Source organism: Variovorax sp. P4_B11, from assembly GCF_056402355.1.
Map to the genome: position 1 here is coordinate 130,398 of NZ_JBFUHO010000008.1, position 21,815 is coordinate 152,212.

Annotated in this window: 26 protein-coding genes; 10 read left to right on the forward strand and 16 right to left on the reverse strand. The window is 63.0% G+C overall.

The window, feature by feature from the left end; all coding sequences use genetic code 11:
- The 5 genes from AC1DYD_RS10910 to AC1DYD_RS10930 all read right to left on the reverse strand — a co-directional run bounded on the left by AC1DYD_RS10910 (window position 1) and on the right by AC1DYD_RS10930 (window position 4,435).
- Window positions 1–405: a DoxX family protein gene (locus AC1DYD_RS10910; RefSeq protein ID WP_478172748.1), complete on the reverse strand. Its 405-nt coding sequence runs from the start codon at window positions 403–405 to the stop codon at window positions 1–3.
- A 226-nt stretch (window positions 406–631) separates the two neighbouring features.
- Entirely contained in the window at window positions 632–943 is a 312-nt protein-coding gene (locus AC1DYD_RS10915; protein ID WP_478172749.1) for a hypothetical protein, read from the reverse strand.
- Window positions 943–2,283 (reverse strand): serine hydrolase domain-containing protein, encoded by a 1,341-nt coding sequence (locus AC1DYD_RS10920; RefSeq protein WP_478172810.1) that lies wholly within the window; start codon window positions 2,281–2,283, stop codon window positions 943–945. Before AC1DYD_RS10920 ends, AC1DYD_RS10915 begins: the two co-directional genes overlap by 1 nt.
- Window positions 2,284–2,859: 576 nt before the next feature.
- Entirely contained in the window at window positions 2,860–3,933 is a 1,074-nt protein-coding gene (locus AC1DYD_RS10925; protein WP_478172750.1) for a medium chain dehydrogenase/reductase family protein, read from the reverse strand.
- A gap of 298 nt (window positions 3,934–4,231) precedes the next feature.
- Window positions 4,232–4,435: a hypothetical protein gene (locus AC1DYD_RS10930; protein ID WP_478172751.1), complete on the reverse strand. Its 204-nt coding sequence runs from the start codon at window positions 4,433–4,435 to the stop codon at window positions 4,232–4,234.
- 65 nt (window positions 4,436–4,500) lie between these two features.
- On the opposite strand from AC1DYD_RS10930, the gene AC1DYD_RS10935 reads away from it, so the two are divergent.
- Window positions 4,501–4,779 (forward strand): hypothetical protein, encoded by a 279-nt coding sequence (locus AC1DYD_RS10935; protein ID WP_478172752.1) that lies wholly within the window; start codon window positions 4,501–4,503, stop codon window positions 4,777–4,779.
- Between the two features lie 120 nt (window positions 4,780–4,899).
- Here the strand turns inward: AC1DYD_RS10935 and AC1DYD_RS10940 are convergent, their stop codons facing one another.
- The 5 genes from AC1DYD_RS10940 to AC1DYD_RS10960 all read right to left on the reverse strand — a co-directional run bounded on the left by AC1DYD_RS10940 (window position 4,900) and on the right by AC1DYD_RS10960 (window position 8,032).
- Window positions 4,900–5,373 (reverse strand): ASCH domain-containing protein, encoded by a 474-nt coding sequence (locus tag AC1DYD_RS10940; RefSeq protein WP_478172753.1) that lies wholly within the window; start codon window positions 5,371–5,373, stop codon window positions 4,900–4,902.
- A gap of 86 nt (window positions 5,374–5,459) precedes the next feature.
- A complete protein-coding gene (locus AC1DYD_RS10945) occupies window positions 5,460–6,152 on the reverse strand; it encodes a GNAT family N-acetyltransferase (RefSeq protein ID WP_478172754.1) in 693 nt (230 codons plus the stop codon).
- 28 nt (window positions 6,153–6,180) lie between these two features.
- Window positions 6,181–6,408 carry a toxin-antitoxin system YwqK family antitoxin gene (locus AC1DYD_RS10950; RefSeq protein ID WP_478172755.1) on the reverse strand — a complete coding sequence of 76 codons (228 nt, stop codon included), beginning with the start codon at window positions 6,406–6,408 and terminating at the stop codon, window positions 6,181–6,183.
- 106 nt (window positions 6,409–6,514) lie between these two features.
- Window positions 6,515–7,405 (reverse strand): DMT family transporter, encoded by an 891-nt coding sequence (locus tag AC1DYD_RS10955; protein ID WP_478172756.1) that lies wholly within the window; start codon window positions 7,403–7,405, stop codon window positions 6,515–6,517.
- A 150-nt stretch (window positions 7,406–7,555) separates the two neighbouring features.
- Window positions 7,556–8,032, reverse strand: a complete 477-nt coding sequence (locus AC1DYD_RS10960) for a GNAT family N-acetyltransferase (protein WP_478172757.1) — start codon at window positions 8,030–8,032, stop codon at window positions 7,556–7,558.
- A gap of 261 nt (window positions 8,033–8,293) precedes the next feature.
- On the opposite strand from AC1DYD_RS10960, the gene AC1DYD_RS10965 reads away from it, so the two are divergent.
- Together AC1DYD_RS10965 and AC1DYD_RS10970 are read left to right on the forward strand one after the other, a co-directional pair.
- Window positions 8,294–9,295: a cysteine synthase A gene (locus tag AC1DYD_RS10965; RefSeq protein ID WP_478172811.1), complete on the forward strand. Its 1,002-nt coding sequence runs from the start codon at window positions 8,294–8,296 to the stop codon at window positions 9,293–9,295.
- A gap of 464 nt (window positions 9,296–9,759) precedes the next feature.
- Window positions 9,760–9,984 (forward strand): hypothetical protein, encoded by a 225-nt coding sequence (locus tag AC1DYD_RS10970; protein WP_478172758.1) that lies wholly within the window; start codon window positions 9,760–9,762, stop codon window positions 9,982–9,984.
- Window positions 9,985–10,246: 262 nt separating this feature from the next.
- Here the strand turns inward: AC1DYD_RS10970 and AC1DYD_RS10975 are convergent, their stop codons facing one another.
- From AC1DYD_RS10975 to AC1DYD_RS10995, 5 genes are all read right to left on the reverse strand, one after another.
- Window positions 10,247–10,726 (reverse strand): ASCH domain-containing protein, encoded by a 480-nt coding sequence (locus tag AC1DYD_RS10975; RefSeq protein WP_478172759.1) that lies wholly within the window; start codon window positions 10,724–10,726, stop codon window positions 10,247–10,249.
- Between the two features lie 72 nt (window positions 10,727–10,798).
- Complete coding sequence (locus tag AC1DYD_RS10980) at window positions 10,799–11,245, reverse strand: 2'-5' RNA ligase family protein (RefSeq protein ID WP_478172760.1); 447 nt, start codon at window positions 11,243–11,245, stop codon at window positions 10,799–10,801.
- A 49-nt stretch (window positions 11,246–11,294) separates the two neighbouring features.
- Window positions 11,295–11,723: a GFA family protein gene (locus tag AC1DYD_RS10985; RefSeq protein WP_478172761.1), complete on the reverse strand. Its 429-nt coding sequence runs from the start codon at window positions 11,721–11,723 to the stop codon at window positions 11,295–11,297.
- A 185-nt stretch (window positions 11,724–11,908) separates the two neighbouring features.
- Window positions 11,909–12,748: a tRNA-uridine aminocarboxypropyltransferase gene (locus AC1DYD_RS10990; protein ID WP_478172812.1), complete on the reverse strand. Its 840-nt coding sequence runs from the start codon at window positions 12,746–12,748 to the stop codon at window positions 11,909–11,911.
- A 178-nt stretch (window positions 12,749–12,926) separates the two neighbouring features.
- The gene (locus AC1DYD_RS10995) at window positions 12,927–13,532 is read right to left on the reverse strand and encodes a methyltransferase (protein ID WP_478172813.1); all 606 of its coding nucleotides are present in this window, start codon (window positions 13,530–13,532) and stop codon (window positions 12,927–12,929) included.
- A 317-nt stretch (window positions 13,533–13,849) separates the two neighbouring features.
- On the opposite strand from AC1DYD_RS10995, the gene AC1DYD_RS11000 reads away from it, so the two are divergent.
- From AC1DYD_RS11000 to AC1DYD_RS11030, 7 genes are read left to right on the forward strand one after another with little or no spacing between them, the layout of a single operon-like run.
- On the forward strand, window positions 13,850–14,308 hold the full coding sequence (locus AC1DYD_RS11000) for a bacteriohemerythrin (RefSeq protein WP_478172814.1): 459 nt from the start codon (window positions 13,850–13,852) through the stop codon (window positions 14,306–14,308).
- Between the two features lie 26 nt (window positions 14,309–14,334).
- Window positions 14,335–15,651, forward strand: coding sequence for a Rieske 2Fe-2S domain-containing protein (locus AC1DYD_RS11005; RefSeq protein ID WP_478172762.1), 1,317 nt, complete (start codon window positions 14,335–14,337; stop codon window positions 15,649–15,651).
- 4 nt (window positions 15,652–15,655) lie between these two features.
- Window positions 15,656–16,645 carry a substrate-binding domain-containing protein gene (locus tag AC1DYD_RS11010; RefSeq protein ID WP_478172763.1) on the forward strand — a complete coding sequence of 330 codons (990 nt, stop codon included), beginning with the start codon at window positions 15,656–15,658 and terminating at the stop codon, window positions 16,643–16,645.
- Between the two features lie 13 nt (window positions 16,646–16,658).
- The gene (locus AC1DYD_RS11015) at window positions 16,659–17,636 is read left to right on the forward strand and encodes a Bug family tripartite tricarboxylate transporter substrate binding protein (RefSeq protein ID WP_478172764.1); all 978 of its coding nucleotides are present in this window, start codon (window positions 16,659–16,661) and stop codon (window positions 17,634–17,636) included.
- 41 nt (window positions 17,637–17,677) lie between these two features.
- Window positions 17,678–18,616, forward strand: a complete 939-nt coding sequence (locus AC1DYD_RS11020) for a PDR/VanB family oxidoreductase (protein ID WP_478172765.1) — start codon at window positions 17,678–17,680, stop codon at window positions 18,614–18,616.
- A gap of 20 nt (window positions 18,617–18,636) precedes the next feature.
- Complete coding sequence (locus tag AC1DYD_RS11025) at window positions 18,637–19,800, forward strand: Gfo/Idh/MocA family protein (RefSeq protein ID WP_478172766.1); 1,164 nt, start codon at window positions 18,637–18,639, stop codon at window positions 19,798–19,800.
- A 36-nt stretch (window positions 19,801–19,836) separates the two neighbouring features.
- Complete coding sequence (locus AC1DYD_RS11030) at window positions 19,837–20,349, forward strand: MarR family winged helix-turn-helix transcriptional regulator (RefSeq protein ID WP_478172767.1); 513 nt, start codon at window positions 19,837–19,839, stop codon at window positions 20,347–20,349.
- 97 nt (window positions 20,350–20,446) lie between these two features.
- Here the strand turns inward: AC1DYD_RS11030 and AC1DYD_RS11035 are convergent, their stop codons facing one another.
- Complete coding sequence (locus AC1DYD_RS11035; protein WP_478172768.1) at window positions 20,447–21,781, reverse strand: ClC family H(+)/Cl(-) exchange transporter; 1,335 nt, start codon at window positions 21,779–21,781, stop codon at window positions 20,447–20,449.
- Window positions 21,782–21,815: the final 34 nt, after the last annotated feature.

Genomic DNA, 21,815 nt, shown 5'->3' on the forward strand with positions numbered 1-21,815 from the left:
TCAGTTGAGTTTATTGCCGCTCCCGCCCAGGCTGAAGCGGCCGGCGCCGAGCAAGGCCACTGCTACCGCCGAGATCAGGAGCAGGCCTTCCAGTTCCATCGCCCAGCCCCCGGTCTTGCTGATAACGAACATGTCCTTATAACGAACTAGGCCAATCGCCGCGATCATGTTGATCACGACGATCCAGGCCGCCGGTCGCGAATAGAGGCCAACGATAAGCAGTAGCGGCGCCACGATCTCGCCGACGTAGACCAGATAGGCAATCGCGGGCGGCAGTCCGTGCAATGCGAGCAGGCCCGAGATGAAGCCGACGCCTCCGCTCAGCTTGCTGATTCCATGCACAAGGACGATGAGGCCAAGGCCAAGGCGAAGCACGAGTTTGCCGGCGTCGTCGGATCTCATCATGAGAGCTCCTTAGGATAGCGAAGCCGCGATTGTCTCGCTCCCGGCTCTCGGGCGGAAGTATTCGTCGACAGTAGCCAGCGCTACGCCACAACACCGTGGCCATTGTCTTTCACAACTCCCATCTCAGGCGTCGGCGAGAGCTTCCAGTAGGCCTTCGACACTGTCTTCAACCGTCGGCGCGCGCAGGTCGATCCCGCGTGCGCTCGGCGCCCGAGGGGCGCTGCGGTCACTGTCGGTGTGGCTGGTGAGATCGGCGTAAACGACTGCCTTTGCTTTTCATCACCGTCTGCTCAGGGTCGAGAGCGGCGTCGTGCGGCTGCTTTCTGGCATTCACATTGAATGGCTGGTAATGGCTGGAGGCGGCTGTCTGCCCATTGTGGTCTGGCAATTGGTCGGTGTGCACGCGCTTCAATGCCTCGTCACTGACCGAAGCGCCCTGCCCTGCTTTTGCTGGTGCCGCCAGGACGGCGCTCGAGTTCTCTCCGAAGCAGACCCACAAATCCCCTGCGGCGTCGCCAACCGTTGAGCGAAAACGCATCAGCCACTGAACTTGGCAACTACCGACGCCCAAAGGCGCCCCGGTTCATCGCTCTGATCGATCGATCGATCAACTCCGGTCTGCACCATGACCAGCTTGGCTGAAGGATCGACGAAGATGCGTTGGCCGTACGCGCCCAGAAGAACAAATTGGCGCCTCGGACCGGGGAGCAGCCACATCAGGTAGCCATAGCCATACGCCTGGGGGCGAGCCAATCCGGGAGTGAGAAAGCGATCTGGCGAGCGCGTCGTCGTCGCCTCGATCATCCATTGGGCCGGAATGATCTGAGTTCCCTCCCACTTTCCATCATGCGCGAGCAGTCTTCCCAGGCGAGCATAGTCCCGCAGAACCGCACCGAAAAATGTCCAAGCGACTTCGCCGTCCTGCGCGTTCACCAGCCACGCCCCGTCGGCTTCAGTGCCTATCCGGCTCCAGACCTTCTCGTGCAAATAGGCGGACAGGGTTCGGCCAGTTGCACGTTGCACGACAAGGCCAAGCACTGACGGTTCAATGCTGGAGTAGTGAAATTCAGTCCCTGCTGGCGCAATGCGCTGGTTGAAATTGGTGATCGTGTCGATGGTGGTGCGCTGCGGTGTTCCGCGGCCGAGCGCATTGTCGATCCAAGGGCGGTTGCCGAGAACCATTCCGCCCCACAGCCTTTTGAGATCGCGCTCGTCGTCGGCTTCTTCGTCGAATTTGACGCCCGAGGCCATGTGCAGCAGGTCACGTAGTGATGTCTTGCCGTACTCAGTTCCTTGCAGTTCCGGGACATAGGTCTGCACCACATCGTCAACCGATCTGATCGCCCTCTCCGAAATGGCGACGCCGACCAGCAACCCAGTGATGCTCTTTGCCATCGAACCTGAGAACAAGCGATCGTGATCGGTTCGGCCGTACTGGTAGCGTTCCTGCAGGATGGTTTGATCTTTAGCGATCAGCAAGCCGGTCACGGGCTGCCGCCCGAGATAGTCGTCGATGGTTGAATCCGAACCCTTGTACCGATAGCGAATATCGGCGACCGCATAGGCGAAGCACCACGGGGCCGCAGCCCGTGGGATCGTGTGGATGCGGTTGAGGTCGTCGAAGTGACTGAAGGCGCCGACGCGATACTTCGCGTCCAAAGGCTCGCCAGGCTGACCGCGCAGCGACGGATCCGAGACAGGAAAGCCCTGCGTGATGCCAAACTTTTCAGCACGCGGACCGGACGGGGAAAATGTCGGGCCGTTGAGGCTAGGAGGTTGTTCACAGTGCGCACTGGCAAGGACTTTTGGCGGCCATAGCGAGCTGGACGCAACCAAACTCAGCAGTACTGCGCGGCGCGACAGTTCGTTCTGCATCATCAAGGTAACTGAATCGAGCGACAGCGTGGGTTCGGGGAAGCCGGCGTAGGGTCGTGGCTTTCTACCTGAAACGTCGGCTTTTGGGCAAATTGCACAACCGTTGCGAACGACCGGATCTGGCCGCCAGCCGTCATGGCGGCGCGCCTGCGCCAGAGCGATTGTCGATTGAACAAAAGAAGGCCCGTACGAAACGGGCCTTAAGGGGTTGGTCCTTGATGCCTACCCAGGGAGAAACCGAGCCCTCACGGTATTCCGATTGACGTCAATCACAAGTCGGCTGAAGGTTCGCACTGTTGGCACTATTTCACGAATCCGGCCCTATTCTGAGGCAAACCAAGTCGCGGGCAAGGTCGAAGGACTGCTCCTGGCCGCATTCTGCCGTCTAGGTCGGCAATCCAAGCGTCGCGAGATCCACGTCATTTGTGACAGCGTCAGCAGCCTCAAGACTCAAAGCTCGTGGACGAGTTCCTTGCCGAGCATCGCGACGTGCACATCCACTTTATGCCCACCTACTCGTCCTGGCTGAACCAGGTGGAGAACTGGTTCTCGGTTCTCGCGCATCCAGCGCGACGTGGCTCATGGCACAAGCACGATCTTGCCCTTCGCCGCCGTGCGATCCAGCAGTTCATGCGCGCGGCGCGCCTCGGTGAGCGGCAAACGCTCGGCGACGATCGGGCGGATCGCACCACGTCGAAGCAGTTCGAGCAGCGCGAGGAAGTCCTCGCGGAACCCATCCGGATCGCGCGGACCTCCGCCCACGGGCAGCGCTCGGGAACCCACTCCCAGCGGCAGTACCTGGATGCGGTCGCGCAGCTTCTGGATCCGGTAGGCGAGGACCCGCCTGCGGGGCGAGACGAGGCTCCAGAGCCAGACGGCCGCGGTGGCTGCGTACCACTCAATCCAGCCTCGCCAACTCTTGCGCCCCTCAGCCAGCGTGGCGTAGTGGCCGAACACGACAAGCCTTCCACCCGGCCTCAGCGCTCGAAAAGAGCGAAGCGACAGCGCACCACCGAGACCGTCGAGCGCGACATCGACGCCTCGATCTGGAAGCTCGCGCACGCGGGCCAGGAAGTCCTCGTTCTGGTAGTCGATCGCCACCGCGCCCAAGCGCTCGACCGCTGCGCCGTCGCGCGCTGAAGCGGTCCCGTACAGGCGCAGCCCGGCCAGCGCTCCGAGTTCCAGGACGGCCATGCCCACCCTGCCGGCCGCGCCGTGCACGAGCACCGACTCCCCGCGCTTTACCATCGCCACGTGGTGGAGCAGTTGGTAGGCGGTCATGTAAGTCAACACGAGACTCACCACCTGCGCGGGGTCGAGATCGTCGGGCACTTCGACCGCATTCGTCTCTGCCACGCACACACACTCCGAGTAGGCGCCCCATACCGTCAGCGCGGCGATGCGGTCTCCCACCTGGAGCCTGGAGCAGCCTGGGCCGAGCTCTTCGACGACGCCGACGAACTCGTAGCCGGGCGTGAACGGCGGCTTCGGCACGCCGAGATAGGTGCCGGCGCGCAACTGGGCATCGGTGAACGACACCCCGGCGGCCAATACCCTGGCGCGGACCTCACCTGGACCCGGTCGAGGATCTTCGTCTTCCACGACCTTCAAGACGTCAGGCCCGCCGAAGTGATCGACGACAACGCGCTTCATGTATTTGTGTGTACGCGACCCGCCGCCACAGCCCATTGATCAAGATCAACAGGCGTGCAGCCATGTCCCTGGCGCCGATCCATTGCCGACCGTTGATGATCGTCGGGAGGCCGGTGCACGGCCAGCTGCGGGCGGGCAAGACACGACGTTCGACGGTCTCAGACCGTCAGCAGTTCCGGTTCGACCGCTCGAGCTGCGGACATACGGCCTTTATCGGACTTGAGATCAAGTCCCAAACCGTCCGCGCAACAGGGTCAACTTCAGACCTACCGCTGTAGGCAACGCTCAGACCGGGCCGCTACTTTGTGAGTAAGCTGAGCCGGATGCGGTCCCCTGCGGTCTCGTCTTCGGTGCCGAAGCCATCGGCGAGCGCGGCGCACTCAGTCACCACACATTCGGCGAAGGTCCGCACAGCCGGCGTGACCGGCTCGCCAGCCTTGAGGAGACCAGCGAGTACAGCCAAGTTTGCAAAGACTTCCGCAGGATCTTCAGTTGGTTCCATGGAAGCAGCCTAGGTCGAAGATGTGAACGCTTCAAGCGTGGAATGTCCTTAGAACGGAAGTTCCCGTGCCGGTCGTTACTTTGTATTCCGGCGGTCGCGGCTTGGCTCTGCAGGTGGCCATGAGGGGAGTCGGTGTGGCGCTTTCGCTGCAGCGAGTGATCCCGATCGAGCGCGGCGCACCTCTGGCAGTACCACGTCTGGTGGACGAATTTGTGGTTCTCGTGCTCGATTCCCGAGAAGGTGATTGTGTCGAAGGCACAGGCCACCATTTGGGGCATCCACAAGATGCCGAACGGGGCCTGTTTCTGGCCGAATCGCATGTTTTGGCCTATTGCCGGAAATGAGGCCTAGCAGGGCCACCGTCCGCTCTCAGTCGGAGCGGTCGTAGCTGGCAGACTCGCGACCGGCAGCTCATGGCCGGTTCAAGCCCGTCGGCCTGTGCCCTTGGCTGCAAGGAACTCGGTTCAAGCATTGGCTCGGTAGATGACATTGAAGCGCTCGCACGCCACAGGCATGGTCAGGCTTGGTTCTCGGCCCAGACGCGCGCACTCGCGGCCAAAGTATGCCCAGTGCACCCGGCGCCAGTACTCCAACGACCCATCACCTTCGCCCTCGACTGCCGCGAATTCAGCGGTGACTTGCGCGAACGGCAACACCTTAACCTCCAGGGTTTCGATGACACAGGCAGGCTTTCCATCCCAGTAAGTAACGACACTGAGGGCGCCGGGCTTTGGTGGTGAACCGCCCGCGCCCTCAAATGACCAGAGGAGACCGGCGGTAGCCCGCTTGACGCCTGCAAGCACGAGGTCGGCAAGCTCGTTGGCGGTGGCTTCGTTGTCATCGAAGTGGAATGCCTCGAAGAATCGGTCGGAGCAATCCTGTCCAACGTCGGCTGAGAAAGCGTCCCAGAACACTGCGATGTTTGAAGGAATGCTCATGCTCGTCCTGGGAAGCTATGGCGGTTGTTTGGGAACTCTGCGCCGATGTCCGGTGTTGGCCGACTGCGGCGCTCGAGCGAACTGGTCTAGGCATTCAGTCCTTCGTGCCAGCATAACCATCCGCCGTAGGCGACAAGGCTCTTGAACGACGCTCGGGTTAGCCATGGGTGAAGGAGCTCGAGGTGCGAAAACAGCGAGTCCTCGAAGCCGCCGCCCCACCGCACACCTCCGTCCTGCATCCAGAGGTAGTCGCCAGTGTCCTTTATCGCCGCGTCTAGGACGGCCTGAATTTCCTCGCGCTGCTCAGCGAGGCTGAGCTCTTTTCGCATGGGTTGGCCCTCGATGCCGAACGCCAAGACCGGGGGGCCTTCGGGCACAAATCCATTGCGGAGGTAGAACGTCAGTGCTGTGCGCGTGCTCTCCAGGCGCAGCGTCCCGACTCCCGCTCGAGCCGCGTGGTCTTCGATAGCGGCAAGTAGCGCCTTGCCTACGCCAGTAAAGCGCACGGAAGGCGCAACATAGCAAAGCGTCACCTCGCCCGTTCCCAAGGCAGACCCGAACCCGACCGTTTCCTCGTCAACGCTGGCGACAACCGAAAACGCGTTCGACGCGAGGATGAACCTACGCACGAACTCAGGCGTTTTGTTGCGCAGCCATCCTTCGAGCACCTTGGCATCGCCATGGTGGTCGTCGGTACAGCTCTCCAGGATTGAACTCCGAATGACGTTGCAAGCGTCAGTTGCATCGTCTTCCGTCGCGCGTCGGACTTGGATTTTCATCGGCTCCTCAGATGTCGGCTCTTGGCCGTCACTTACCCGTTGGCTTCATCGTGGTGACCTTGTACACCGCACCATGCTTGTCGTAGGTCGTCCACGTTCCTACTTGCACTCCAAGCTCGAAGTAGCCCGAGCGCATTCGAACGCCATCCTTGCGGAACCATTCCCAGTAGCCGTTCAACAGGCCGTCGAGCATCTGACCACGAGCGCGGACCGTACCATCCTTGAAGTATTCGACTCGCTCTTGTGGTACTGGCACCTGGGTCTCCTGTGTCCGCGATGGCCGATTGTTGACCCATTCCAGGTGAGTGCACACGCGCTTCGTTGCATGGAGTGCATGTCCCGTCTTGGCACCACGCACGTGTTTACCGCGACTTGGCCATCCGTCCCACCATCCCACTTGCCAAGGCAACTCCCGGAACGACAAATGAAAGGGCTACCAGTGTTGCCCTCGTGATGGGTTCGTGAAGTATCCAGGCCCCGCCGAGAGTAGTCACAACAGGTACTAGTGCCAGGGTCAACGCTGCATTGGATGCACCCAATCTGGCGATGGTGGCGGTGTAGACCACGACGCCCAGCACGCCTGCGACCAGTCCTTGGCCGAAGGCCTGCAGCGCGACGTCGTTCCAAGGCGCGCTCACGAGCCGAGGCAGACCATAGGCGACAAGCGGGGGAAGCAGCAGAACGGTGGACCAGCCGTTGACGAAGGCGGCGCCCTGCCACGGCGTCAGCCCGCATGCTTTGAAGGAAAGCGAGTAGGCGGTCCACAGCACCGCCGCGATGACGAAGAGAACGTCACCACGCCAACTCGACGACGCATCGTCCAAACTTGCGTGGGCAAAAACAAGCATGCCACAGGCGATGGATGCCAAGCCGAGCGCGCGCCAGCCGCCAATCTTTTCGCCGCGAAAGGCCCAGGCTGCAACAACTGTGAAAAGCGGCACGCTACCAGCGAGCACGACGCCTATGTGAGCCGCAGGCGCCCATCGAGCGCCGGCGAGTACCAAAAGGCCAAACGGCAAGCCTCCGCCGAGAACCATCACAACCGGTGCCCAGCGCGGCGATGTAGCGGGCAGCAACCCCTTCCTGAAATGCAGAGGGCCGAGCAACAAGGCAGGAATGCCGTAGCGCATGAGGGCCAAGTCCAGCGGCCCCAGTGTCGTGGTCACGCCATAACGCGAAACCAACTGCCAGCCGCTGCCAATCAGGACCGCAGCAGCTGCAGCGAGCAAGCCAAGTAGGAGGTTTCGATTCATGCGCCGGAGTATGTCCCGGGCGATTCTGTTTCACGCACGCGAGGCATCCATCCGAGTGTTTGTGTGGCACGTCTGGAGGCTCGTCGGGAAGGTCCGGTTCTGGCCGTTCTCGGGCTTTGGCCGCATTCTGCCTTGGGCCGGGCGCGCTCGTCAGCCGTTTGAGGCGCCATCCCTCGCCCCAATGGCCGGCGCCCGAACATAGTAGTTGTCCCACTCGGTCTCTTCGACCAGCTCAAAACCATGTCGCGCATAGAAGCGATTCGAGTCGCTCTCCCGCAACGCGCCGACCCGAACGGACATCCCTTGCGCATCTGCCTCGGCGAACACGACTGCAAGGGCTGCGGCACCGATGCCCTGGCCTTGATGCGCGGGGGCCACGTAGAGATGGTCAAGACGCAAATGCCCAGCCTCGGGGCGGACAACAACGAAGCCCACCCTCCGCGCCCCGACTACCAGGTGCCGGGTATACGCTGGCGTGAAGCTGGCCAAAAATCGGTCCCTCGCGCGTTGCAGGTCAAAGCGGCCGAGCCGCTCAAGGCTTGGGCGCATGGCGACGATTCGGAGGGCGACAAGGTCCTCGGCGTCTTCCGACGAGGCAGGTTCAAAGTTGACGGATTTGTCGTTCACTGGGTCGATGGGTCGAATGTCGGGTTCTGGCCGATTGTTGCCCGCCGCGTCTGCGGCCACCAGGCCGCGGACAGCGGGAAGACGCAAAGCGTATTCGCCTGCATGGCCTGCGGCCACCGGAGCATGCCGATGTGCATGCGAGCAAGGACATTCTGGTGGCGGGGCTGGTCAGGACGCCCGGCCGAAAACCTTTCTGCAGGTAGTCTCATGCGGACCGCGCGAACCTGGAACGCCCTGACGCGCAGACTATCCTCCTTCATCATGGACGTGCGTGAAAGCTTCATCCAGGCGGTGGGCCATACACCGCTCATCAGGTTGCGCAAGGCCTCCGAGCTGACCGGCTGCGCGATTCTCGGCAAGGCCGAGTTCATGAATCCCGGCGGATCGGTCAAGGATCGCGCAGCGCTCTATATCGTGCTCGATGCCGAAGCGCGCGGCGACCTGCAGCCGGGAGGCGTAATCGTCGAGGGGACGGCCGGCAATACCGGCATCGGCCTTGCGCTAGTGGGCAACGCCCGCGGGTACCGCACGGTGATCGTGATCCCACAGACGCAGAGTCAGGAGAAGAAGGACGCGCTTCGCCTGTACGGCGCCGAGCTGCGCGAGGTCCCCGCGGTGCCCTACAGCGATCCGAACAACTACGTGCACGTCGCCGAACGCCTCGCGGCAGAGCTCGCGCACAGCGAGCCCCATGGCGTGCTATATGCGAACCAGTGGGACAACCTGTCCAACCGGGATGGCCACGTCCGCTCGACCGGCCCCGAGATCTGGCAGCAGACGGACGGCCGGATCGACGGCTTCATCTGCTCGATCGGCACAGGCGGCACGCTGGCCGGCGTCGGCCAGTACCTGAAGGAACGCAAGCCGGGTGTCGTGATCGCCGCCGCCGATCCGATGGGCGCCGCGATGTACAACTACATCAAGCACGGCGAATTGCGCAGCACCGGCAGCTCGATCACCGAAGGCATCGGCCAGAGCCGCATCACAGGCAACCTGGAAGGCGCCTCGATGGACGACGCCTATCAGATCGAAGACCAGGAGGCGTTGCTGGTGCTGTTCGACCTGCTGCGAGAGGAAGGCCTGTGCCTGGGTGGTTCCAGCGGCATCAACGTGGCCGGCGCCATCCGCCTGGCACGTGAGCTCGGGCCGGGCCACACGATCGTGACGATCCTGGCCGACGCCGGCACACGCTACCAGTCGAAGCTGTACAACCCGGCCTTCCTGCGCGAGAAGAATCTTCCGGTTCCGGCGTGGCTTGCGTGAACGGCTAGCCACGATTTGCCGGCGCTGGTCGGCACGGTGATCAGAACGCTGGGGCCTGAGTCGAGGGTCCTCTCTTGGGCCGCATTCTGCCTTCCTAAGGCGCGCCCAACACCTGCGTGAAAATTGCCAAGCGGCTTCGGCCCAAAGTTGGCGGATTTGTCTTGAAGCTTGGCCGACTGTAGCCGCTGGCGGCGGGAAGCGCGGTGATGGATGGTCGTGACGTTTTGCAACGATCTTCCCTGAGGCGAGTCCACGCCCGCTTCGGCTCGTGCGTTGGTAAGCCCTGTGCGTTTCTGACGCTTCGTCAGGAACCCACAATGGGACGATCCGTGATCCCAGAGGGGCGACTTGCCCATTCAGTTACGACGTACAGGAACGACTAATGAAGCAAAAACGACTGCACTTTGCCGCGACCTTTCTCGCGATCCTCATGAGCGTCAGCTTGGCGCCGATGGCATACGCCGGTGGTGGCGGTGGCGGTGGCGGTGGTGGCGGTGGTGGAGGAGGCGGTGGAGGCGGTGGAGGTGGCGGTGTTGGCGCTGGCGGCGGTGGTCCTGGCAACGGAAACGGCGGAGGCAATGCGAGCGCCGCAGCTGCGGCGGCAGGTTCGAGCAGTGCTTCGGCCGGTGTCGGGCACGGAGGAGCGGCAACTCCCGCAACTCCGGCCACCCCAGCGACGCATGGTCTGACCCATGGAGTGGCGATGGCGGAGACCCCGGCTACACCTGCGACCCATGGAACCCACGGGCACCACGGACACCATGGGCACCACGGAGTAGCCGCAACGCCCGCTATTCCGGCGACTCCGGCCACTCCTGCAGTTCATGGGGCGCGCGGAGCGCCTGCGACGCCCGCCATCCCTGCAACCCCAGCGACCCCGGCGGTTCCGTCGCGCGGGTAAGACGCTTTCCGTAGCCGGTCGAGGCCCAGGGCGGACCCGCAGCCGCACTTTCACGAACTGGCGTTGTAAACGACGCTGAAGCGCTCACAGACGACCGGCATGACCTGGCTTGGCTCTCGACCGATACGAACGCACTCGCGGCCAAAATATGCCCAATGAGCGCGACGCCAGTACTCCAGCGACCCATCGCCTTCACCTTCGCCGGCAGCGAATTCGGCGCTGACCAGCTCGAATGGCACGACCTCGACCTCCAGGGTCTCGATGACACACGCCGTCCTACCATCCCAGTAGGTGGCAACACTGAGGGCGCCGGGCTTTGGTGGCGCACCGCCTGCGTTCTCATACGACCACAGAAGGCTGGCAGTTGCACGCTTGAGGCCTGCGAGTACAAGGTTCGCAAGTGCGTTGGCACTGGGTTCGTTGTCATCGAAGTGAAACGCCTCGAAGAACCGGGCGGAGCAATCGCCTCCAAACTCGGCGCAGAAGGCGTCCCAGAACGTAGCGACGCTTGGGGCGACGTTCATGCGCATCCTCGGCTCAATGACATACGGCAGTCTTCAGTGTGTTGCATCGACCGGTTGAATCCGCAGCCGCGTGCCGCCTCAGCATACCGGCACACGATTCGCCGCGAAAGCGCTCAGCGGAAGATGGAACACGTGCAGGTCTCTCCACCTGCCGGACGAGTTCTCAATCAGGGCGACGGAATTGCATTGCGCTGTCACCGCGGCACCTTGGTCAAGGCGCAGCCGCAGTGTCTCGGCTGCCTCGTCGGCTTCGGCGGGACTTCCATGCGCGACGGTGAGGTGTGGGATAACGCCCTGTTGTTCGCCTGCATACGGCTGAAAGCCGGGGAAGGCTTCGGCCATCGCTCGCGTCAGCGCGACGAACGGCGCCGAAGGTTCAGGTCCCAGGTAGGCGGTCGCCGGAAATCTGCCGACCGAGCGCAGCTCGAAGGAAAAGGCTGCGGTTTGCTCCAAGGCGCGCTGCGCCTTCTCCAGCACGGCAGTAGTGATGTTGCCGGGGTCCACGATAAAGGCGGATATGGCCATTGCCCGTCATCGTACGGCCACTTCACCTCAACAGCCGCACGCGGTCTTTTCAACGGTTCGGCGGTAAGTCGACTGGCTCGAACCCTGACCGCCCCCCAAACTGCGTCAACGCATCCGAAATCACGCACCACGATGCCTTGTCGTCGACAAAATAGTGACCCGTCGGAACCAGTTCCATTGGTCCGATGACGGCGCCTGCGGGCACGCCGACAATGCCAGCGTAGCGCCCATCCGTGGTGTACAAGTGCGAGCCGCAGACCCTGCAGAAGTGGCGCACTGTGTCTATCGTCGGACTGAATGTGCCTATGGCATCCGCTCCTACCCGTAACACAGCCGGTGCGGGCATGCTGACCCACGTCGTAAATGCCGCTCCCGACAGGCGTCGACATTGTCCGCAGTGGCAATGAATGGTCCCGCGGGGAGGAAGGTCGAAACCAACCTCCACGGCGCCGCAATAGCATCGGGCGATGGTCGCCATGGACGTCTCCTGAACTCCTTTGGATGCCGCGAGGTACTTGAGACACCGCCGCGCGCACCGCACACCTTAGCGCTGATGCAGCAGCTTCCAATGCCATGCCGTTCCCTTCCGGGGAAAATGAGCGGCCTCCTCGAATGTCCGTTGTTGGCTGCGTGGTGAAGGTCACAAGGCAATGACCATGTTACTCAGGCGGCGCCGGAAGTTTGAAAATGGCCGCTCCCGGCGGCGCGACTACCAGGTCGCACTGCAGGTTCGTCTCGTCTTTCCTCTGTGGCAGCGCGCGATGGCAGCAGCAGAGACACCTCCCGCAAGCGCTGGTGCGCAGTGCCTTCCCACGCAATGGGCCGTTGGTTTTTCGCCTGCAGATAGTGATGGGTGAAAACCGCCAGGTAGGCCTCCAGAGTTTGCTCGGCAACGCGTTCGCCCGCCAGGTTCATGCACAGGGCGGCAACCTCGCTGGTGCAGAAGTGGTCGTCGCGGCCGGAGCGGCGCAGCTTGTATTGCGATATCTGGTCAGGCTCCAGGCTTAGCACCGGCAGTTGGTCCAGATAAGGGCTTCTTCGAAACATCTTGCGGGCCTCGGACCAGGTCGCGTCCAGGAGGATGAACAGCGGGCGCTTTTCGGCGTCACCAGCCAGGCTGTCTGGCGGCTGAACGGTACGCACCACCCGCTCGGGCGCCGCATATTGGCCCGGAAACACCACATAGGGTTGCCACTGCGGGTCGCCCAGCAGGGCCAGAAGAGCGGGGTCGGTTTCGGTGCGCGTCCAACCGAAGGCGAAGGTATCGGGCACCACGTCGGCGACCAACCAGCCCGTGTTGCTTGGCTTGAGCGGCTCGATGTCGGCCATGAGCAGGCACACCCCTGCGCGAGTGGTCAGCGACGGGCGCCAGGCACACATGCAGTGGCTGGGTACCAGCCGGCAGTCCGCGCAGCGCTCGCGCTTGAACCCGCCACGGGCGAGAAAGGGTTTGGCGCTGCGCGCCAGACGCGCGGCGCGCAAGTGGGAGACGGCGTGGGGCATGCCGAGATTCTCGGGCATGCTTGCAATGGACCTCATCGGTTGAAAAGTGCCTTCATCGAGGGCCACCGCTTGCGATTGAAGTAGGAACCAGCTGCCTTCGCTCTGCCGCATTGAGCTCCTCGACCAATTCCCGCTCTTGGCCGCCGACAGCGGCCGGCCGCTACCCTCCAGTGACTGGTCACTCCACTGCGCATTCCAGCGAGAAGAGTGGCACATCGGCTCGCCGGCTGAGCCACACGCCGCCGCCCAGCTCCCGGAACTTCCTCGACAGCCCCCGCCGGTACATCGCTGCGCGGTGCCGAAAGAGGAGAGGGTCGGTGAGGTCTTCGTCCAGGATGCCATTCTCGTAGTCCTCAAGCGTCACGGCCTCCAAGTAGAGCGCGCCATGGCTCAGGGTCCCGAGGTTGCGCAGGGCACGCTTCAGGTCGACAGGACTCAGGTAGGCCAGCACGCCCTGGCAGATGACGAAGTCAAATGGCTCCTGCGCCTGGTAGTCCACCACCGAGCCACGCTCCCAGCCGTAGCGACCGCACAGGTACTCGCTGACCTCTACGCCTTGATACCTCGCTTGCGGGAAGTGCCGGGCTACGATGTCGCGCCATAGTCCAACTCCACAGCCGACGTCCAACACTCGACATACAGGGACGCGCAGGTACTTCAGGTAGGAGCTCACGAAGGCACCCAGCCGTTCGACATGCTGCGGGTCGGCCACCTTGGTCTTCTTGTCGAAATAGTAGCGCGCATAGTAGGACTCATCGAAGGTGGCGGCATCAACGGATTCCATGCGTGAATCGTACTCGTACGCGCTTTCGCTGCTCGCGATGCAAAAAGGCACGTGCACGACCAAGAGGAACTGGTCAGACGCGATGCGCCGGCGAAACATGATTTCTGGCCTGTCCATTCTCGTCGTCAGGCCCGATTCCACGAGGGTCGGCGTGTTGGACTCTCCCAGCCAAACGCCAGCATACTTAGGTCGCTAACTATCTTGGGGTAACCACTAGTGCGTCGGCATTGAAAAGGGCTGGCCTCGCTTCTAAAATACTTAGTCGCCTAATAACTACTTCTCCGCTTCTTCTCCGTCTTGACCTACTCCTTTTGAGCATGAACGCCTTAGCCATCGAACCTTTTGCCTGGACTGATTCGCTCTTGCTCGGGCATGGGCCAATCGACGCAGAGCATGAAGATTTCGCAAAGCTCATTGGCGACATGCACCGCGCAGAAGACGAGAGTCTGCCCGCCGCGCTGAACGCGCTCCTCGAGCACGCAGTAGCGCACTTCTCGGCAGAAGACACGTTGATGGCAGCAACTGCCTTTTCTGCCCGCGAGTGCCACGTAAAGGAGCATGAAGCCGTGCTTTCGACGATGCGTGGCGTGCAGAAGCGTCTCGTCCGAGGCGACCGTGAAGTGGCACGCACCCTGGCGACCGAACTGGCGGCCTGGTTTCCTGCACACGTGCAGCACCTCGACTCGGCTCTCTCGCATTGGCTGTGCAAACGCCAGTACGGGGGCAAGCCGATCGTGCTGCGACGCCGCCGCGCTGCCGAGAACACGGCGGCCTGAAACAACTACGAAAGGACCTTGACAAGATGACCCCCCAGGAAAACGATTTGCTCTGCCGCGTGGTGGGCGACGCCCCCATGGGGCAACTGATGCGACGCCATTGGGTGCCGGTGTGCCTCATCGAAGAAGTCAGCGATCCCGACGGAGATCCGGTCAAAGCGCGCGTCTTCGGCGAAGACCTGGTCGTGTTTCGTGACACCGACGGGCGAGTCGGGGTGATGGATGAATACTGTCCGCATCGCCGCGCCTCCTTGGTCTTTGGCCGGAACGAAGAGGGCGGTCTGCGGTGCCTGTACCACGGATGGAAAATGGATGCTGAAGGCAACGTGCTCGAAATGTCTTCTGAGCCGGCTTCAAGCGGCATGGCCGAGAAGGTCAAGCACACCGCCTATCCGACATCCGAATGGGGAGGAATGGTGTGGGCCTACATGGGCCCCAAAGACACCATGCCCGAGTTCAAGGCGCCAGCCTGGGCACCCACCGTCGACACGCGGGTCAGCATCGCAAAGGTGCTGTTGCCGTGCAACTGGGCGCAGATTCTCGAAGGCGCCATCGACTCAGCACACAGTTCAAGCCTCCATTCGTCCGACATGGTGCCCGCGCGCGTGAACAGCGCCAAGGCGACTCCCACGGCCTGGCTACGTCCCTCTACTGACAAGGCGCCCCGCATGCAAGTGCAGCGCACCGGCTACGGCTTTCGCTACGCCGCCTTGCGCCGGCCGCTCACCAACGCAGCGGCGAACGACTACGTGCGGTCGACGGTATTCGTCGCACCCGCGACGGCGTTGATTCCGCCGAACAACCTCTACAACGTGGCGAACATCAATGTCCCGATGGACGACACCAACACCGCGTTCTATTTCATCGCTTGGGGTCATGCGGCGCAGACCCCCGAAACCGAGACTTGGCGCAAGTTCCTGCGTCAGACGCTCGGCGTTGACCTCGACGCGAGCTACCGTCCTTTGCGCTCGCTGGCCAACAAGTTCTGGCAGGACCGAAACGCCATGAAGGCCGGCAACTTCACCGGCATCAGCGGATTTCCGAATCAGGACGTGGCGATGTGGGTCACCATGGGTCCCATTGCCGATCGCACGCACGACCGACTTGGTGCCAGTGACCTCGCGATTGTCGAATTTCGCAAGCAGATGCTCGACGCAGTGAAGGCTTTCGAAGAAGGGGCGCCAGCGATTGGTACTGGGGACGAGGCAGCAACACCGGCTGTGTGCTCGTTCCAGGCGATCGTGCCAAAGACGACGGACTGGCGCACGTACGAAGCCCGGTACGTCTGGCCCGATGGCCGGGAGCATCCGGAACTCGAACCGTCCTACTCCGTGAAGGCCTGATGCGATGAGCAAGTTGCAACTGTCGGTCGCCATGGGCGACTACGACCGCACGCGCGCCCTGGTGGACGGGCGCGTCCAGATCGACGGAGTGGATCCGGTGTACATGCTGCTGAATCCGGAAGAGATGTTCTTCCGGGCCATGCGCAGCGCCGACTTTGACATCACCGAGCTTTCATTCTCGAGCTACCTGGTCAAGCATTCGCGCGGCGAATGCCCGTACATCGCCGTGCCGGTTTTCCTGTCGCGCGCCTTTCGCCACACCTCGATCTATGTGCGCAAAGACCGCATAAGGGCGCCGGAAGACCTCAAGGGCAAGCGCATCGGCTTGCCCGAGTACCAACTCACCGCAAACGTGTGGGCGCGCTCGATTCTGCAAGACGACTATGGCGTGCGCCCGTCCGACGTCACCTGGGTCCGCGGCGGCATCGAAACAGCCGGGCGACCCGAAAAGATCAAGCTGCAATTGCCATCCGACGTGCGGGTGGAGCAGGCGCCGGATGGCACGACGATATCCGAATTGCTCGACCGCGGCGAGATCGACGGCTTCATGGCGCCACGGCCGCCGAGTCGCGCTGCGCTCGCGAACCCGAACGTCGGCTGGCTCTTCGACGATCCCACCGCGATCGCCAAGGACTACTACCAGCGCACCGGGGTGTTTCCGATCATGCACGTGGCTGCCATCCGCAAAGAACTCGCGGAACGGCATCCATGGCTGCCGGGCGCCGTGTTCAAGGCGTTCACGCAATCCAAGGCGGCGGCGATCGAACTGCTCTCGGACACCTCGGCGACCAAGGTCACGCTCCCCTTCGTCGAAGAGCAACTGCAAGCTGCGCGCCAGACGATGGGCGAAGACTATTGGTCGTATGGCGTGACTCCGGCCTTGCGGACCCTGGAGACCTTTGCGCGCCATCACCATGAGCAGGGCCTGTCGGCGCGCCATGTCCGGGTGGCAGAACTGTTCCACCCGTCAACTTACGAAACCTTCAGCATTTGAGGACAGATCCCCGATGAAACGCAACCAATTCCTGAAGCTGGTCGTAGCGACGGCAGTGGTTGGCCTGGGGCTGCCCCTGACGGCGCAGGCCGAGCCCTTTCCCTCGAAGCCCGTGAAACTCGTGGTGCCCTATTCGCCCGGAGGCTTGCCTGACACCGTCGCGCGCACGCTGGCGCGGCACCTGCAGGACGCGCTCGGCCAATCAGTGGTCGTCGAGAACAAGCCGGGTGCGGCCGGCGCCGTCGCCGCGGCGACCTTGGCACAGTCCCCGGCCGATGGCTACACCTTGCTGGTGACGGACGGCCCCACGCTGGCCATCGCACCGCTGCTTAACAAGCAGACGACGTACGACGCGGCCAAGGACTTTGCGCCCGTGTCACTGGTCGGGAAGGCGCCTCTGTTTCTGGCCGTCAACGCCAATTTCAAAGCAAAGACGCTCGATGAAATGATCGCGCTGGCCAAGGCCAACCCGGGGGCCTTGACCTACGGCTCGTCTGGCCCGGGCGGCATCCACCATCTCACGGCAGAAGCCATGAAGGCCGCTCTGGGCCTGGATCTGACCCACATTCCGTTTCGCGGCAGCGCCAATTCAGTGCCGGCAATGATCGGCGGTCAGGTCGACATGGTGTTCGCCTCCCCACCCACGTTGATGGGGTTCGTGAAGTCGGGGCGGACCCGGTTGCTGGCCATCAATTCCCTGACGCGTTCGCCGCTTGCACCGGACGTGCCGGCGCTTGCCGAGAAGATTCCCGGCTTCGACTTTGCCTTCAATATCGCCGTACTCGCCCGAAGCGGCACGCCCGCAGACACGGTAGCCCGGCTGAGCAGCGAGATCGCAAAGATCGTCAAGCGTCCGGATGTGATCGAGCAGTTTCGGACGGCCGGCGTCGATCCGGTGGGCGGCTCGCCCGAACAGCTGGCCCAAGCGCTTCGTAGCGAGACGCAGCGCGTCACTGCGGCTGCAGCACGAGCCAACCTGAAGGCCGAGTAGGGCCCCACGCCATGTCTGTCCATACCCACGCTGACACACAGATGCCACTGCGCATCGCGCGTGCCTATGATGCGGCCGAAGGCATTCGCAGCTTCGAGCTGGTACTGCCCGACGGCAGCGAGCTGCCACCCTTCACGCCGGGCTCGCATGTCAAGGTGCAGGCGCCCAATGGCGCATTGCGCAAGTATTCGCTGTGCAACGATCCGGCCGAACGGCACCGCTACGTCATCACGGTCAAGCGCGGCGACGAAGGCCAGGGTGGATCGCTCAGCATGCACAACGATGCCCGCGAGGGAGACACCTTGCCTACTTCGCTGCCTGAGAACGCATTCCCGCTGGTCGACAACGCCAAAGGCTATCTGTTCATTGCCGGCGGCATCGGCATCACCCCGATCCTATCGATGATTCGTTCGTTCGGCGAATTGCCGCCGGCACCCTGGAAGCTTATTTACCTGGCCCGATCTCCCGAGACGACGGCATTCCTTGACGAGTTAAGCCAGCCCGAGCTTCGCAAGCAGGTGCGAATTCACCACAACCAGGGCGACCCCGAACGCACATTCGATCTCTGGCCCGTGCTCGAAAAACCGAACACCGCGCACGTGTATTGTTGCGGTCCGCGGCCGCTGATGGAGGCAGTGCGCGACATGACCGGTCATTGGTCATCGTCGAACGTGCACTTTGAGAGCTTCAACGAAGGCGGTGGCATGCGGCCGGACGATCAACCTTTCAAGGTGACGCTGGCACGTTCGGGCGGCGAATTCGAAGTGCCGGTTGGCAAGTCGATATTGGCGTCATTGCGCGAGCATGGATGCAACACGGCGTCCTCCTGCGAAAGCGGGACCTGCGGCACCTGCCGCACCGGGCTGGTCAGCGGCGTGGCGGATCATCGCGACATGGTTTTGATGCCCGAAGAGATGACGAACCAGATCATGATCTGCGTGTCGCGCGCCAAGTCGGCCGAACTGGTCCTCGACCTGTGAACGCGCACGGTTCAGCTCGCGTGATCCGGCTCGGCGTCGCCGGCTTGGGCCGCGCGTTCACGCTGATGTTGCCGACGCTGCTGCAAGATCGGCGAGTGCAGCTCGCCGCCGCGTGCGACCCGCGCGAAGAGGCACGGTCTCAGTTCGCGCGAGACTTCGAAGCTCCGGCATACGCCAGTATTGAGGAGCTGGCAAGAGACGCGTCGATCGAAGCCATTTACATCGCGAGCCCGCACCAGTTTCACGCCGAGCAGACACGCGTGGCTGCAATCCACGGCAAACACGTGCTGGTCGAAAAACCAATGGCGCTGACGCGCGGAGAGTGCGACGCCATGATCGAGCACTGTCGCGAATCCGGTGTGCAACTGATCGTTGGGCATTGCCACAGCTTCGATTCGCCGTACCTGCGTGCGCGCGAGATCGTCTTAAGCGGCGAACTCGGCCGGGTGCGCATGATCCACGCGCTCAACTACACCGATTTCCTCTATCGACCGCGGCGACCCGAAGAGCTTCAGACCGCCGTCGGTGGCGGCGTCGTGTTTAGCCAGGCCGCCCACCAAGTCGACGTGGTCCGATTGTTGGCCGGCACGCCGGTCGTCCGGGCGCGCGCCATCATGGGCGACTGGGATCCTTCGCGCCCCACGCAGGGAGCGTACTCGGCGCTGCTCTGGTTCGACGGGGGTGCATTTGCCAGCATCAGCTACAACGGATACGGTCATTTCGATTCGGACGAATGGTGCGGCTGGATCGGCGAGTTGGGCGCGAGCAAGTCCCCCGAGTCTTATGGTGCGGCGCGCCGCCACCTTGCGAGTGCGCAGTCGTCTGCAGACGAGGCGCGGCTGAAGGCCGCGAGGACATATGGTGGGCCTTCCTATGTTCCTTCTTCGCCGGAAGCTGGCGCATCCTGGCACCAGCACTTCGGCCCAGTCGTGGTCTCGTGCGAGAAAGGGGACGTGCGCCCGATGCCGGATGGCGTGTGGGTCTATGGAGATGCCAAGCGTGACCATCGCCTGCTGCCCGCACCCGCGGTACCTCGATTCGAGGTGATCGACGAATTGTACGGCGCCGCCGTGATGAGCGCCGCGCCGCTGCACGACGGGGCGTGGGCGCGCGCGACGCTCGACGTCTGTCTGGCTCTGCTCGAATCGGCGCGATTCGATTGCGATGTCGAAATCGCCGTCTGACACAATCCAACGTCGATCAACCCAAACCTTATTGCCTTGTCGAAATCCACTCTCAAGCATGACGCTGAAGTTGCTGCTCGCGTGCTGCGGCGCTGGCATGAGGCGGTACCCGACGACCGGATGGCCCACCTGGTCAAAGATGCCACGCGCGGCTTTCTTCGCGCGCTACAGTCCCGACTTGCGGAGCACAGCATTCAACTGGGGCACTGGACGTTTCTGCGCATCTTGTGGGAGCGCGATGGCATCACGAAGAGAGAACTCAGCGTCGAGGCCGGCGTCATGGAGCCGACGACGGTCATCGCTTTGCGCGCCATGGAGTCGCTCGGGTATGTAACACTCGATCGACGTCCAGAAAATCGCAAGAACATCTATGTGCATCTGACCCCTGAGGGAAGGCGACTCAGGAAGGTACTTGTGCCATTGGCACAAGACGTCAACGCCGTTGCTCTAGATGGTATTGCAGAGAAGGACGTAGAGATCGCCCGCCGGGCGCTCCTGATCATGATCGACAACTTGGCCCGCGATCAAGCTGGCGCTGAGCCGTTCTGATCGTTGTTGAGGATCTTTCGGGGGCCACATTGGCAATGATTGTTTTCGTCCGCGTCCGGTCGCTCTCGTATTTCTCGCGCGCCAGCCAGCTCGAAGGTCAACGCTCGGTTGCGGTACGGGCATTCGTCGAAGTCTGGTGGAGTCTGCGTTCGGCCCGATCGCGCAACAGGTCGTAGATCGGCGGGATCCCGAGCAGGTTCATCACGACCATGGCCCCGAAACAGGCGGCCAGCATCGACAGCAGTAGGTTGGCGCTGCCCGTCATCTCGACCGCCAGGCAGATGCCAGTGAGAGGCGCACGGACCACCGCAGTGAAAAATGCCGTCATGCCGACCACGGCGTAGGCGGTCGGGGATGCGCCGCCCGCAAACCACTGGTCGTACAGTCGACCGAATACGAGCCCGATCTGCGCGCCGAGGACCAGCATCGGCGCGAACAGGCCGCCGGGCGTGCCGGACGCATAGGACAGCGGACCGAGCGCGAAGCGGACTGCGAATATCAGGCCGATCGTGGACAGCGATCCCACATTGAGCAGCGTCTGCTGAGTGATCGCGTCGCCTCCGCCAACCCATTGCGGCGCCAGCCAAGCCAGCAGACCGACCCCGCCGCCGATCAATGCCGCCCGAGCTGTCACCGGAAGTCCGGTAGCTCGATCGGCCATCGCCAGCGCGCCCAGGACGGCTCGCGCATAGGCGGCAGCCGCTAGCGCTGCAATGACGCCCAGGGCGATGTGGACCGGCACCGTCGCGAAGCCTGGAAAGGCCGGTGCCGGCACGGTGAAATCCGGATCCACGCCAAGGAATACACGGGCCACTGCGATGGCCCCCGCAGAGGCGCCCAGCGCTGCGGCCGCGGTGCGCGTGTCGAAGCGCCGCAGGAGTTCCTCCAAGACGAACACCGCGCCAGCGATCGGTGCGTTGAAGGCCGTCGCGAGTCCCGCGCCCGCGCCCGCGGCGAACAGCACGCGGGCGTCGAGTTGGTTGCGCCGGAACAGCCGGCCGATGATGTCGGCAATCGAATGCCCCATCTGCACACTGGGGCCTTCGCGCCCGAGAGCCAGGCCGGATCCGATGGCGAGCAGTCCGCCGACGAACTTGACGGCGGCGGTGCGCACGGGCCGGCCCGGATCGCCACCGCTGATCGCAGCCTCGACCTCGGGGATGCCGCTGCCTGCAGCGTTCGGGGAGATCCTGCTCACCAGGGCTGCTGCGGCGGCGGTCGCGGCTGCGGCGCTGGCGACGACGAGCAGAAGGCCCATGAGCCCCTGCTGATGCGCAAACGCGATCAACTCACCTCGCAGGGTATCGGCCTGTCGAAGCAGGATCCGGAACAGGGCGCAGACCAACCCGGTGACACATCCCACGAGCAGCGACAGCAGCGCGAGGACCAGTGTGCTCGCTCTATTCTCGTCCTGATCGGGGCTTGGTTCCACCTCTCGTCACCCGAGGCCACTGCCTGCAGAGTCG